Source organism: Martelella sp. AD-3 (assembly GCF_001578105.1).
Classification (GTDB): Bacteria; Pseudomonadota; Alphaproteobacteria; order Rhizobiales; family Rhizobiaceae; genus Martelella.
Genome location: NZ_CP014275.1, coordinates 3,965,218 through 3,978,721, shown reverse-complemented (window position 1 = coordinate 3,978,721; position 13,504 = coordinate 3,965,218). Strand labels below are relative to the sequence as shown.

Sequence of the window (13,504 nt, the reverse complement as noted above, 5' to 3'; positions counted from 1 at the left end):
GCGCCTTCGTGAAGATAGTATGCCCGTAAGAATTAATCCTCAGGAACAGTCGCGATGACCGATCTCAAGACTATCGAACAACGCTTGTTGTGGCTGTCCCACTGGATGATCCATCATGCCAACCACATCCGCCCCAAGGTGGACGGCATCAAGATCGGCGGTCATCAGGCCTCTTCGGCTTCGATGGTCTCGATACTGACCGCCCTTTATTTCTCGGCGCTCCGCCCGCAGGACCGGGTCGCGGTGAAGCCCCATGCCTCGCCGGTGTTCCATGCGATTCAATATCTGATGGGCAATATGGACCTTGCGCGAATGGAAAACTTCCGCGGCTTTGAGGGCGTGCAATCCTATCCCTCGCGCACCAAGGATGTCGATGATGTGGATTTCTCCACGGGGTCGGTTGGTCTGGGTGTGGCGATCACCTCTTTTGCCGCGATCATCCAGGATTACATCTCGGCGAAGTCCTGGGGCCAGACCTTGCCCCTTGGGCGCATGGTGGCGCTGGTCGGCGATGCCGAGCTTGATGAAGGCAACATCTATGAGGCGTTGCAGGAGGGCTGGAAGAATGATCTTCGCAATTGCTGGTGGATCATCGACTACAACCGGCAGTCGCTGGACGGTATCGTGCGCGAGGGCCTTTTTGCCCGGGTCGAGGCGATCTTCGAAGCTTTCGGTTGGGATGTCGTGCGGGTCAAATACGGGCGGCTGCAACGCGCGGCTTTTGCAGAGCCGGGGGGCCGCGCGCTGCGTGACTGGGTCGATGATTGCCCGAACCAGCTGTATTCGGCGCTGACTTTCATGGGCGGGGCCGTCTGGCGCAAGCGGCTGATGGAGGATTTGGGCGATCAGGGCGATGTGACCCGGCTGATCGACAGCCGGTCCGACGATGAACTGGCGACCCTGATGGAGAACCTTGGCGGAAACTGCGTGGAAACCATGGCGGAGACCTTTGCCGCCATCGACCATGATCGCCCGGTCTGTTTTCTGGCCTATACGATCAAGGGCTGGGGCACGCCGATTGCGGGCCACAAAGACAACCACGGCGGTTTGATGACCAAGAGCCAGTTTGAAAGCTGGCAGAGCCATATGGGCGTGCCCACCGGCCAAGAGTGGGACAAGTTCGCCACCATTGCGGACCCTGAGGCGTTCCAGAGCTATCTGGACAGGGCGCCCTTCTTCAGCAAGGGCCGCCGCCGCCATCACGACACGAAACTGCCGGTGCCCGTCATCGAGCTTTCAACCTTCCGTGAGATTTCCACCCAAATGGCCTTCGGTAAGATCCTCGATGACCTGTCGAAGGGGGACAGTGAACTTGCCGCGCGGATTGTCACCACATCGCCGGATGTGACGGGCACGACCAATCTGGGACCTTGGGTCAACCGGCGCAAGCTGTTTGCGCGGAAGGCGCAGGCGGATACTTTCACCGAACACCGCATCCCTTCAACCGCGAGATGGGAGTTCACGCCTGATGGGCAACATATCGAACTCGGCATCGCAGAAATGAACCTGTTTCTCCTTTTAGCAGCGGCGGGCTTGTCGCACAGCCTGTTCGGCAAACGGCTGATTCCGATTGGAACGGTCTATGATCCTTTCGTTTATCGCGGCCTCGATGCGCTGAACTATGCCTGCTATCAGGACGCTCGCTTCATGATCGTGGGGACTCCGTCCGGCGTCACGCTGGCTCCGGAAGGCGGTGCGCACCAATCCATCGGAACGCCGCTGATTGGAATTGCGCAGGATGGGCTGGCGGCCTTCGAACCCGCTTTTGCCGACGAATTGGCAGTCATAATGGCTTGGGCCCTCGACTATCTGCAAAGGGATGGCGAAGCTTATGTGGACGAACGCACTTGGCTTCGAGACGAGACCGGCGGGTCTGTCTATCTGCGCCTATCGACGAACCCGCTTGAGCAGCCCGGCAAGCGTCATGACGACGCCTTTCGTCAAGGGGCCATCGACGGCGGCTATTGGCTGCGCAAGCCAGGGCCGAATTGCGAAGTGGTCATCGCCTATCAAGGCGTCATCGCACCCGAGGCAATTTCGGCCGCTGCCATTCTTGGCGAAAACCGCCGTGATGTTGCGGTTCTGGCTGTAACATCAGCTGACCGCCTGAATTCGGGTTGGACCGCAGCGCAACGGGCACGGGCGCACGGGAACGCGCAAGCCCTGTCAACTGTTGAACGGCTGTTCGCGCAACTGCCGCCACATTGCGTGATCGTAACGATCATCGACGGGCACCCGGCAACGCTGGCATGGCTGGGTTCCGTCAAAGGCCATCGCGCCATCTCGCTTGGCGTCGAGAATTTCGGCCAGACCGGTACAATCGGCGACCTCTATCGTCATTATGGCATAGACGCGCGCAGCATTGCCAACCTTGTCATGGGCCTGACGCCCGGCCCTGACGTCAGGCGCTATGTCTGAATTCATCTGAGATTCTGCGCCTCCCCCTTGACGGATGTAGGTTAACAACATCGGACTGGTCGCTTCCACCAATCCAAACTCATCACATACGGTCGCCGCTATCGCATCGCCTTATAGCGCGACGATCAGGGTTCTTTCGCAATCTATGTGCCGCCGACACTGCATATGACAGCAATGCGCTTCGCACTTTCCTCATCGCGCGCGGTGCCGAGCCTGTGATCCCCAACAATCCAACCCGAAAACAGATCCAGCCCTTCGACCCTGAGGCCTATAAGCGCAGGAATATCATCGAACGCACCTTCTGCCGCCTCAAGGATTGGAGACGCGTCGCAACTCGATATGACAAGCTCGCAACCAACTTCACAGCAACATGCTACATCGCCGCCATCTGAGCGATGAAGCCTGCGTGAAGCGCTTGGGCTGGATGCCGTGGTCGTCGGCGACCACCTCCGGGTGCGGCTGGAAGAGAAGGTTCCTGTCCACGGGGAACTCTTCTTGAAGGTCGCAGCTCGATGGACGAGTCCACCTCGGAAGAGTGCAGGCTCGTCGCCACCGGTGACCGGCTTGTTCAGTTCGATCAGCGCCGCAGGATCGGCGCGTGCCGTTCCCATGCTCATGCCGCTGCACACCACAGGATCAATCATCCAGAAATCGAGATCGAGACACACGTCGGCCCCAAAAGCTTCAAAAACCGACCTGTCGCGAGTTCTTCGACGCGGCGAATGGAAACCCTCTGGGCGAAATACGGATGCCAGCGATAATAGACCTCGACTTCATCGCCGACATGGGCAGAATTAACGGGCATTGCTACCGGCAGAAAATCCTGGCTGTTCAGCGACACCGTGGACGGAGCCAGGGCAAGTGCTGTCTACAGTCCGATGCTGACGTGCCGCGCCTGCGGCATCGAACGCCTGGCCTACTGCGCTATGTCCTCAGCGAATTGCCACAGCGCGCCACAGACGCCGACATCACTGATTTGCTGTCCTTCAACTTCGCCAAAACTACCGCTACCTGATCAAAAGCCACCGGAGGACACGCCCGTCCGGTCAAGCGGACCGCGTCAACGCGCATGGAAATGAGCGTTTACGGTAGATATTGCCCCGCTTGGTGACGCTGAGTAGCCGCGGCTTCCCGCCTGTCGTCATCTGCTTCGGCACGAGACCGAGCCAAGCTGGGACGTCGCGGGCTTCGCGAAACGCCTCACCGTCTCCAACATCTGCAACGAGCGCAGTCGTGCCAAGGACGCCGATGCCCGGGATCGAGGTCAGACGGTTCACAGCTTCGTCAGTCCGCGCATGCTCACACAGATCGTCATTCAAAGCATCGATACGCTCGTCGAGCGGCTGCCACTTAGCTCGCATGTCCCCGATGAACCTTAAAATGCGGAAGATACGTGTAGTGACGCCTTTATTTGCTTGGTCTTTCTCCGCATAGCTTGTATCAATTCCTATCAGAAGGCCTCATGTCCTTCTGATAGCTCTAGATTGCAGGCAGCATCAAACGGTGTTGCGCCATAGGTGGACAGGTGAGAATAAAGAGATTGTTGGGCAACGAAAGTTTGATCGAGCGTCAACCAGCCGAAACCACGGGAAAAGAAGACGATTTTCGAGTTCTTACTGATCATCCCGCGCATCTGATTCGGCGTAGCTACCAAGTCTTTCTGTATGCTTTTGACGAGGCCATGGCTGGCCTGAAGCTATCGCCTGTGAGCTGGATCATTATCGCAACAACGCACAGCTTCCCAGGCCTTTCAGTTACGGAAGTGGCCCGGCGCGCCGCAGTTGACAAGGCCAGTTGCGGACGAACAGCGAGCTCTCTCGAGAGGCGAGGTTTGCTTCGGATCAAGAAGAGTGATACGGATCAAAGACAGAAACTGCTGGACCTCACTCCCGCCGGAGAGTTACTCTACGCCAAGGCGTTCGGTCGTGTCGAAAGGTTGAGGTCGCTGCTGTTGGATGATCTCGCTCTTGAGGAGCAACATCAGCTACTTACAACGCTTACGGTATTTCTTCAGGCTACAGGTAAGAACACGCGCCCATCAATTCCCGCAGCGCTGGAATCCGAGATGAATTGACACAGCCACAGGGATTGAAACCGGCCACCCAAAGCGGTGATGGCCGGTTTTTTATCGACTTCAGGTGACGTCGATCTCCATTGATCCAATCCGGTCAATCCAGGCATGGATCTTGTTGCCCGGCTCAACCTGCCCGACTCCCTCGGGCGTCCCGGTGAAGATGACGTCGCCCACTTCCAGTGTATAGAATCGGCTGGCCATCTCGATGAGTTCCGGCACGCTCAGCACAAGATCACGCGTATTCGCCTTCTGCCTGGTGACGCCGTCCACCTTCAGTTCGAAGTCGAGCTGGGACGGATCGACGATTTCATCGGCAGTTACAAGCCACGGACCCAGCACCGAATAGCTATCTATGGACTTGCGCATGCTGCGCTCCTCGGCGCCGCGCGCCGTCATGTCAAGCCCGATCGCATATCCTGCGACGTGCTCCAGCGCGCGCTCCGCCGACACCCGGTCGGCGCGTTTGCCGATGACGACCGCGAGTTCGATTTCGTGATCGCTGCGGCGATCAGGGAAGCGCAGCGTCACCGGCTCGGAGGGGCCGATAAGACTGCTGGTGGCCTTTAGAAACAGGCCCGTCTCGTGAATCACCCGCACCTGGGCTGCATTGCCTTGGTGTAGATCCTTCTGCGCGCGCGCCTCTTCCAGGTGCTTGACGTAGTTCACAGGCGCCGCGACAAGCTTGCCGGGGTTTGCAATGGGTGAATCGAAAGCCAGCTCAAGGGCGAGCCGACGCTCTCCGGTCTTGGCAGCCTCAAAGAATGCTTCCTTGAGTTGATCGAGATGGGCGATCAACGGGTCATACCGCGGCAACGGGTAGCGCACCTGCGGCAAGAGGTCGAGGGCCGAGGTTACATCGACAACCTCACCGTCCTGAACAAGACCGATACGGTTCTTGTGGAAGCGACAGATCTTCATTTTTTCTCCTTATCAACTTGCGCCCATGATAGCGGGCCACCCATGGATTGCCCGTTATCATGAGAATACCTCAATGCCCGCGGTCATCGCGGATCAAGCCAGCCGTACCGGGAATTGCTCCAACCCCCTGAACCGCGTGCTGCGCTGAAAGCGTGTCTCGCCGTTGCGGACCATGGTCGGTAGTTCCTTCAGCACGGCGGCAATGGCTATCGGCGCCTCCATCCTCGCAAGTGGTCGACCCAGGCAGACATGGATCCCCGCACCAAACGCGACATGATTGTTCGGACGCCGCGCAAGATCAAGCTTGTCGGGGTTCTCGAAGATCCGCTCGTCCCTGTTCGCCGAGGCTTGGGCAAGAACCACCTCGGTGCCAGCCGGGATCGTGCCATTTCCACTGGCAAGCTCCACATCGTTCACCGTGCGCCGTCCCTGAAGCTGAAGCGGTGTGATGAAGCGAATCAGCTCTTCGAGTGCCGTAGGCAGAGGGACCGCGCCCTCACGCAGTTGCTGTTTGCTCTCGGGGTCGTCCATCAGGAAATGCACCGCCTGAGAGATGAGGTTTGTGGTGGTCTCATGGCCGCCATTGAGCGTCACGATGCACATATGCAGGATTTCGGCGTCGCTGACTTCAACGCCCTCACGCTGAGCCGCAGCCATCGCGCAAAGGATACTCTCGGCCGGGTCGATCGTGGCGCGCGCCTTGACCTCATCGAGAAAAGGTCGCAGATAGCCCATGAACTCCGTGACCGCTTCATGGCCCTGTTTGATTGCTTCGGCCGGCACCTGCGGGTTAAGTGGGAAAAGCACTTTGCGCCCCACGCCCTGGATATAGTCGGCATCTTCAACCGGAACGCCGATGACCCTGCAAATAAGTGCTACCGGGATCCGGAACGCGAAATCTCGCACGAAATCGAACTCGCCCATTTGCTTGACCTTCTTGATCTCACGATCAATCACGTCTTGGGTAAAGTCTGTCAGAGACTTGATGGACGTCTGAGAGAAGAAGGGGTTGACGATATCGCGCAACCGGTCGTGATCGGGGTTGTCACGGAACAGCATCGTCGATGTGTGATGCTCAAGCAGGGGCCCCTTGCCGAATTTCTTCTCAAAATACTCGCCCTTGTAAACGAGACCTGACAGGTCTCGCCATACCTGGCGCACATCGTCGTAGCGGGTTAAAAGAACGGTGCCGTCTTCTTGCTGGTGAACCGGGTCACCATCGCGCAAAAGACGAAAATATTTGCTTGGATCGTCGAAATAGTCATCCGGCGGGGACAAGAGGTTGAAAGCACGAGCTTTCTCTACAATCCTCTGATCGATTTTCGTGTCTCCGGTCATTCTTTCCTCCCAGCGCTCTTCATTATAATCAGCTTGATTCATAGGCAGTCGTAAGCATGCTGTCAATTTTCAACTTGGACTCTGCCTTGTTTTTGTCGCCGTCCTCTACGCCGATCCCGTTCCGACTGCAATTCGCGCCCGGCAGGGCTTGGACGGCGGCAGCGATCGGCGCCAAAGCTACAAGGTCCACTCCGGTTTCCACGCCGTAATCCTGGAACAGACTCACGAGATCCTCGGTGGCGACGTTGCCGCTGGCGCCGGGGGCATAGGGGCAGCCGCCGAGCCCGCCAATCGCGGAATCGAAGACGCGCACACCCTGATCATAGCTCGCGCGCACATTTGCCGTGCCGTGGCCGTAGGTATCATGTGCATGCATCGCCCAGGCGGAAACGGCGGGGAAGCGCGCCATCGCCGCCTCGAACAATTCCGCGACCTGCGCCGGTTCGCCGCGACCGGTCGTGTCGCAAAGGCAGATCTCGGCATCGGGGCAGATTTCCAGCGCGCGTCCCAGAATTGCGAGGACAGCGCTGGCCGGAGTCACGCCTTCGAATGGGCAATGGAATGCAGTGGCGAGGTTGAACCGCATCCGCAGGCCGTCGGGCGCCTGGGCGACGAGCCGGGCGTAATCGGCGAGGGCCTCATCCGGCGTGGCGCGCACGTTCGATCGGCTGTGGCTTTCCGAAACCGAGATGACATAGGACAGGAACCGCGCCCCCGCCGTGATTGCCTTCTGGCCATAGCGGGCATTGGGGACCAGCACCTGCGGCACAACACGGCCCTGGGCCAGAACATCGGCCAGAACTTCGCCTGCATCGGCGAGTTGCGGAATGGCGCGCGGACTGACGAAGGAGGTGATCTCCATCCGCTTCACGCCCGCGGCGGCAAGCTCGCGGATCACGGCGATCTTGGTCTCGGTCGGGATGAAGGGACCGATGTTCTGAAAGCCATCGCGGGGGCCGACTTCAACGATCTGGACGGCGGTCATGCTATTACTCCCTTCTGGTAGAGCAACTTGATTTCATCCTTCGAATAGCCCGCAATCTCGGCCAGAACCGCTTCGGTATCTTGCCCGACATCCGGGCCGGTGCAACGGATCGCGCCGGGGGAATCGGGGAAATGCGGCACAATGCCGGGATGAAGCAGGTTGCCATGGCGCGGATCGCTGACTTCGCGCACCATGCCCCGCGCGCGGAACTGCGGATCATCGGCAATTTCTGCCGCAGTATAGATCAGCGTCGAGGGGATGTCTGCCTTGGCCAGAAGCTCTGCAAGTCGCCCGGCATCGAACTGGCGGGACCAGGCGGAAATCGCCTCGTCAAGCTCGTCCACATGCTTGAGGCGGCCCGCATTGCTCTGCAACTCCGGCCTTGCCGCCAGATCCGCGCGCCCGATCAGCGCCGTCAGGCGCTGAAAAAGCAGATCGGAATTCGCGGCGATGATGACCCAGCGGCCATCCGCCGAGGGATAGGCACTGGTGGGTGCCGCCGACGCGATCCGCGCCCCGACGGGTTGACGCACAAGCCCGAGCGCGCCATATTCCGTGACGATCCCTTCCATCAGCGACAGGACGGCTTCTGTAAGGGCGATATCGACGGTGCAGATCTGGTCATCGTCGGCGCCACGGCTGTCCGTCCGACCGTCTCGGCGCAAAAGACCGGCGAGAACGCCGATCACTGCATAAAGTCCGGCAACGGAATCGCCGATGCTGATGCCTACGCGTGGCGGCGGCATATCGGTCGTGCCGGGCGGATGGTCGGTCAGGTGGCGCAATCCCCCGATCGCCTCGCCAATGACGCCGAATGCAGCACGGTCACGCATCGGGCCGGTCTGTCCATATCCCGAGACATGGGCCACTACGAGACCCGGCCTCAGTTCCTGCAGCCTTTTAAGATCGAAGCCGAGACGCGCCAGACCGCCGGGGCGCTGATTCTCGATCAGCGCATCAGAGCGCGCGATGACACGTCCCACGGCCTCGACCCCTTCGGGGCTTTTGAGATCGACCGCGACCGAACGCTTGTTGCGACCATGAACGCTCCACCACAGCGACGCACCGTTGGATTGCGCGCCCCAGCCCCGCACAGGATCCCCATCGGGCGGTTCGATCTTGATGATTTCGGCGCCAAGATCGCCGAGAACGCGAGTGGCGAACGGAGCGGCAATGAAGTGGCCGATTTCGACAATGCGGATGCCGCTAAGGGGTGGCGGGGCTTCTGGTCTGGTGTCCATGTGTCCTCTTCGAGATATCCGGCGTCTCACTCGCTTCAGGAGAGTCCGGCTTCTGTCGGTATTGCGTCATACCGCATCTGGTTGATGTGCTGGCGCGGCGTCGCGGAAAGCGGGCAGCGCGTCGGCCGCCTGGAATATCCTCGCGATGGTGGGCCAGCGGCTTGTATCAATGTCGAAACGTCGGTTGTTCCAGACCTGCGCATAAAGGCAGCAATCAGCGAACCCCGGCGTGTCACCGTGGCAGAAACGGCCGGTGCGACTGTCTTGCGCCAGCATGATTTCGAGCGGGTCAAAGGTGGTTGCGACCCATTCGGTGAACCAGGCTTTCTGCGCGGCCTCGTCGGCGCCGAATTGCTCGGCCAGGCGGGTCAGGACGCGCAGGTTGTTCAGGGGGTGGATCTCGCAGGCGATCATGTATGAAAGCGCGCGCACGCGCGCGCGCGCGTCTGCCCCCTCAGGCAAGAGCTGCGGCCCGGGCTGGGTTTCGTCGAGCCATTCGATAATGGCAAGCGACTGCACGAGAACCTGGCCATCGTCGCGTTCCAGAACCGGCACAAGTCCGGCAGGGTTCATTGCCAGGAATTCGGGCGTGCGGGTTTCTCCCTTGCGCAGGACATAGGGCACATAGTCATAGGCGACGCCCTTGAGGTTGAGGGCAGCGCGCAGCCGCGTCGAGGTCGATGAGCGGAAGAAATTGTGAAGGCGGAAGGTCATCCGACGGGTCCCTTCGCGCGCGGTCCGATGGTCGTGGTGATCTCTCCCAGCCGACTGATCGAGACGACGCATACATCGCCCACCTGCATCGCGCCGACACCCGCAGGCGTGCCTGTCATCACCAGATCGCCGGGCCGGATCTCCATCGACCGCGACAGGATCGAGATGATCTCTGGCACCGACCAGATCAGGTCTTGCAGATCGGCGCTTTGCTTGACGGTGCCATTCAGCGTCAACTGGATCCGGCCATGCTCGGGCTTGCCGACCGGCGCGCCAGTGTGGATCGGACCTATCACCGCCGAGCGATCAAACGACTTGCCCCAGTCCCAGGGCCGGCCTGCCGCGCGAGCAGCAAGCTGCAAGTCCCGCCGCGTCAGGTCGTTGCCGATGGCGTAGCCGAAGATGTGGTCGCGCGCCTGTTCCTCGGGAATATCCGTGCCAGCCTTGCCGATGGCGATCACCAGTTCGGCTTCATAGTGGAAGTTCTGCGTTTCGGGCGGATAGGCGACGGTCTGCCCATCTTCGACAACGGCATCGGCGGGTTTGGTGAAGAAAAACGGCGGATCGCGATCCGGATCCTTGCCCATCTCTCGCGCATGCTCTGCATAGTTGCGTCCGACGCAGAAGACCCGACGCACAGGAAAACGCTCATCCCGACCGGCGATAGGCAGGCTGACGGCAGGAGGCAGCGGGAAGCTGTAATTCATGGAGGTTATTGTCCTTTCCTCGTGGTTGTAATTCAGCGATGTGGCATCGTAGGATGCATTTATCCCGGCACCATCGCCCTGCGCAGCCACTGAAGTGCCACCATGATTGCGACACCCAGGCCATGGAGCATGAGGGTGTACCCGCCACCCAATGCTTCCGGCATAAGAAGCAGCACTCCGCCAAAGCCCAGGACTGCGCGTTCGTAGCCTGACAACATGCCCCCGAACCAGCCAACCATGGCGACGGATATGGCATAGACCCCAATTGCCGCGGCAGACGCGGCCAGAAAGATTTCAACCGGGGTTCCCTGCATCAGCAGGGCGGGCGTGACCACGAAGATGAAGGGAATGATGTAGGCTGTCCAGCCGAGGCGCATCGAGACGAATGCGGTCTGCATCGGCGGGGCCCCGGCCAGCGCGGCGGCGAAGAAGGCGCCGATGCCGACAGGCGGGGTCACCATTGACATCATGCCCAGGTAGAAGATGAAGAAATGGGCGGCCATCGGTGTGATCCCGGCCTCTACCAGAGGCGGGGTAAGAAGGACCGCCAGCAAAAGATAGACGGCAACCGTCGGCATCCCCATGCCAAGAACAACACTGGCAACGGCCGTGAGGAACAAGAGCAGCGGAAGGTTGCCCCGACCGATCTCGGCCAGCGCGAAGGTGCCGACAAAACCCAGCCCGGTGATGTTGAGAACGCCAATGATGAAGCCGGCGGCAGCGGCGATCATCAGGATCTCGGTCATGGAGATGCCGGCGTCGGCGAGCGATTGCCAGATCATCCGCAGCGTGATGCGCCGACCACCGTAGCCGTATGCGATGCCGCAGATCAGGGCAACGCCGGCCGCCCAGAGTGCCGCCGTTTCCGGCCGCTGGCCCAGCCAGAACATGCCGATCACGATCACGGCAAACGGCAGGATGAAGATACCCCCGCGACGCAGAGTGCCGAGCGCAGAAGGAATTTCATCCTCATGCAGGGGGGCGATATTGGCCTTGGCGGCCTCAAGATCAACCTGACAGTACACCGCAAAGTAATAGAGCGCGGCCGGGATGATCGCAGCAATGGCAATCTGCGCATATGAAACGCCGAGGAAATCGGCCATTAGGAAGGCGACTGCCCCCATGACCGGGGGGGCGATCTGCCCTCCGGTCGAGGCGACGGCCTCGACTGCGGCAGCCATCTGGGGCCGATACCCCGAGCGGATCATCAGTCGGATGGTGACCACCCCGGTCGCGACTATGTTGGAAACCACGACCCCGGAAATCGTGCCAAAAAGCGCCGAGGCGAGAATCGAAATTTTGGCCGCGCCGCCGCGGCGACGCCCCAATGCGGAAAGCGCGATGTCGTTGAAGAACTCGCCACCGCCCGCCCGCACGAGGATCTGCCCGAACAGCACGAACGCGGCAACGACCGTTACGGACACATTCATGGTAAGCCCGAGCATGCCGTTGGCATCGAAGGCGATATAGGACAACAGACGATCCGGAGAGACCTGTCGCGTCTGCATCGCACCCGGAACCAGGTGGCCGATCATCCCGTAACCGACAATGAAGAGCACCACCAGAACCAGGGTCCAGCCCACGACCCGGCGCAACCCCTCGAGCACCAGCAGAGCCAGCCCAATGGCCATTGCCACGATATCGGCGGGAGCGGACATCACACGAGAGACGATATCGGCGTAGTTCACCGCAACATATAGAGAAAGGAACAGCCCCAGAACCGCAAGAATCCAGTCAATGGAACTGCCACCAGGCACCGGATCATTCTCGCCGCCGCTGCCCAGATCTCTCTCGCCGACGCTTCTTCTGTCGATCAGGAACACAAGGCCCAGGCCAAGCCCCAGAGCGACTGCCAATATCTGTTCGACATAGACGTTCAGCCCGAGGCGGCTGGGCGCGTCAAACCCAACGGAAATGGCCAGAAGCGAAAGTGCCACCGCCTGTGTATGGACAGCGATACGACGAATCGTCGGCGTCCGGGTGCCAGTTGTTTGAGCCAAGACCCACTCCCTCCGAGTTGAGCGAACACAAAAACAAGGACCGGGCAGGTAAGTCTCCCGACCCGGCACACAGTCATAGTCTTGTCAGTCAACAGGACGGATGGCGACGCCACGCTGGGCAAAGAAGGCCACCGCAGCAGGATGATATTCCACACCCGGGTAATCGACATAGGCGGTATCCAGGTTCATCATGCGAAGCGGAGGATAGGAATCACCGATCGCATCCACATTATCGAAGATCGCGGCCAGCAGCGCCGTGACCTGTTCGTCGGAAACATGGGCACCGGCAACAAGGACATTGTCCCATGTCAGCATCATTATCGGTGCTTCGATACCCACCCGAACCGGCGAGGGTGTAACCTCCGAGAAGTAATAGGCCGGGCGGTATTTGCGTATCGCCTTGAGCGCCTTTTCATCCGAGGCGACCTGAAGATAGCGGACCCCGCCTACCGTCGCGCCAACCTCGGCGACCTTCGGCCCGCCCACCGCGAAGAAGGCCGCATCCGTCAGGCCCGAGGCCAAAGCATCGGCACCGCGAATGATGTCGGGGATCGGCATTTGAACCACTTCGTCATAGCTGATCCCGTCCGCCTCGAGAAGCGCACTCACCAGCGGACGGTTCAGCGGGAAAGCCTCCCAGCCCGTGGGCACACGCTTCCCGGCGAGATCGGACACGCGCGTCATGCCGGAATCCGCCCGGACGAACAGCCCCACCGCAAAGGGATTGATCTTCGCCAAGACACGCAGATTCGGCAGCGGCGCAGAGTAATCACCCTCCCCCGCGACCGCGACGATCATGTCATTGATGTCAGTAAGTGTGAATTCTGCGTCCTTGCTGTCCACGGCCTGAAGCATCTGTGCGTTTCCGCTATACGCCTGGACCACCAGCCGCCCGCCATCGCTCCTCTGGGCCTGGGCCGAGATGACCGAAGCCATCGTATTCCAGACCGAACCCGCAGGAGGTGTCGTGATCGACGCAACCTGAGCGGAGACACCGCCCGTCGCCGTCGCCGCAACCATCATCGCGCCTGCTATGCGCGCACAAAATGTATTCATCTCCTTGGCCTCCCTCTGACTGCACTCCCCCAACAGATTTGCCTTATGCCCGC

The 13,504-nt window shown here is 60.2% G+C and carries 12 protein-coding genes and 1 pseudogene; 4 read left to right on the top strand and 9 right to left on the bottom strand.

Annotation, left to right across the window (positions count from 1 at the left end):
* Positions 1 to 54 precede the first annotated feature (54 nt).
* The 3 genes and pseudogenes from AZF01_RS18295 to AZF01_RS18285 all read left to right on the top strand — a co-directional run.
* A complete protein-coding gene (locus tag AZF01_RS18295; protein ID WP_024706827.1) occupies positions 55 to 2,418 on the top strand; it encodes a transketolase in 2,364 nt (787 codons plus the stop codon).
* Positions 2,415 to 2,810, top strand: coding sequence for a transposase (locus AZF01_RS24755; protein WP_081725684.1), 396 nt, complete (start codon positions 2,415 to 2,417; stop codon positions 2,808 to 2,810). The genes AZF01_RS18295 and AZF01_RS24755 overlap by 4 nt, the downstream gene beginning before the upstream one ends.
* Positions 2,811 to 3,224: 414 nt before the next feature.
* Positions 3,225 to 3,433 (top strand): annotated as a pseudogene (locus AZF01_RS18285) (IS66 family transposase); the annotation flags it as partial.
* 31 nt (positions 3,434 to 3,464) lie between these two features.
* On the opposite strand, the gene AZF01_RS18280 reads toward AZF01_RS18285, so the two are convergent.
* Positions 3,465 to 3,779 (bottom strand): IS110 family transposase, encoded by a 315-nt coding sequence (locus tag AZF01_RS18280; protein ID WP_024706829.1) that lies wholly within the window; start codon positions 3,777 to 3,779, stop codon positions 3,465 to 3,467.
* A gap of 179 nt (positions 3,780 to 3,958) precedes the next feature.
* On the opposite strand from AZF01_RS18280, the gene AZF01_RS18275 reads away from it, so the two are divergent.
* Positions 3,959 to 4,492 (top strand): MarR family winged helix-turn-helix transcriptional regulator, encoded by a 534-nt coding sequence (locus AZF01_RS18275; RefSeq protein ID WP_024706830.1) that lies wholly within the window; start codon positions 3,959 to 3,961, stop codon positions 4,490 to 4,492.
* 60 nt (positions 4,493 to 4,552) lie between these two features.
* Here the strand turns inward: AZF01_RS18275 and AZF01_RS18270 are convergent, their stop codons facing one another.
* From AZF01_RS18270 to AZF01_RS18235, 8 genes are all read right to left on the bottom strand, one after another.
* Positions 4,553 to 5,410, bottom strand: a complete 858-nt coding sequence (locus AZF01_RS18270; RefSeq protein ID WP_024706831.1) for a fumarylacetoacetate hydrolase family protein — start codon at positions 5,408 to 5,410, stop codon at positions 4,553 to 4,555.
* A 93-nt stretch (positions 5,411 to 5,503) separates the two neighbouring features.
* Positions 5,504 to 6,748 carry a cytochrome P450 gene (locus AZF01_RS18265; protein ID WP_024706832.1) on the bottom strand — a complete coding sequence of 415 codons (1,245 nt, stop codon included), beginning with the start codon at positions 6,746 to 6,748 and terminating at the stop codon, positions 5,504 to 5,506.
* Positions 6,749 to 6,776: 28 nt separating this feature from the next.
* Positions 6,777 to 7,733 (bottom strand): hydroxymethylglutaryl-CoA lyase, encoded by a 957-nt coding sequence (locus AZF01_RS18260; protein ID WP_024706833.1) that lies wholly within the window; start codon positions 7,731 to 7,733, stop codon positions 6,777 to 6,779.
* Complete coding sequence (locus tag AZF01_RS18255) at positions 7,730 to 8,974, bottom strand: CaiB/BaiF CoA-transferase family protein (RefSeq protein ID WP_024706834.1); 1,245 nt, start codon at positions 8,972 to 8,974, stop codon at positions 7,730 to 7,732. The genes AZF01_RS18260 and AZF01_RS18255 overlap by 4 nt, the downstream gene beginning before the upstream one ends.
* 66 nt (positions 8,975 to 9,040) lie before the next feature.
* Positions 9,041 to 9,688: a maleylacetoacetate isomerase gene (gene maiA / locus AZF01_RS18250; protein ID WP_024706835.1), complete on the bottom strand. Its 648-nt coding sequence runs from the start codon at positions 9,686 to 9,688 to the stop codon at positions 9,041 to 9,043.
* Positions 9,685 to 10,395 (bottom strand): fumarylacetoacetate hydrolase family protein, encoded by a 711-nt coding sequence (locus AZF01_RS18245; RefSeq protein ID WP_024706836.1) that lies wholly within the window; start codon positions 10,393 to 10,395, stop codon positions 9,685 to 9,687. Before AZF01_RS18245 ends, maiA begins: the two co-directional genes overlap by 4 nt.
* Before the next feature lie 59 nt (positions 10,396 to 10,454).
* Positions 10,455 to 12,395 (bottom strand): TRAP transporter fused permease subunit, encoded by a 1,941-nt coding sequence (locus AZF01_RS18240; RefSeq protein ID WP_024706837.1) that lies wholly within the window; start codon positions 12,393 to 12,395, stop codon positions 10,455 to 10,457.
* A gap of 84 nt (positions 12,396 to 12,479) precedes the next feature.
* A complete protein-coding gene (locus AZF01_RS18235; RefSeq protein ID WP_024706838.1) occupies positions 12,480 to 13,451 on the bottom strand; it encodes a TAXI family TRAP transporter solute-binding subunit in 972 nt (323 codons plus the stop codon).
* Between the last annotated feature and the right edge of the window lie 53 nt (positions 13,452 to 13,504).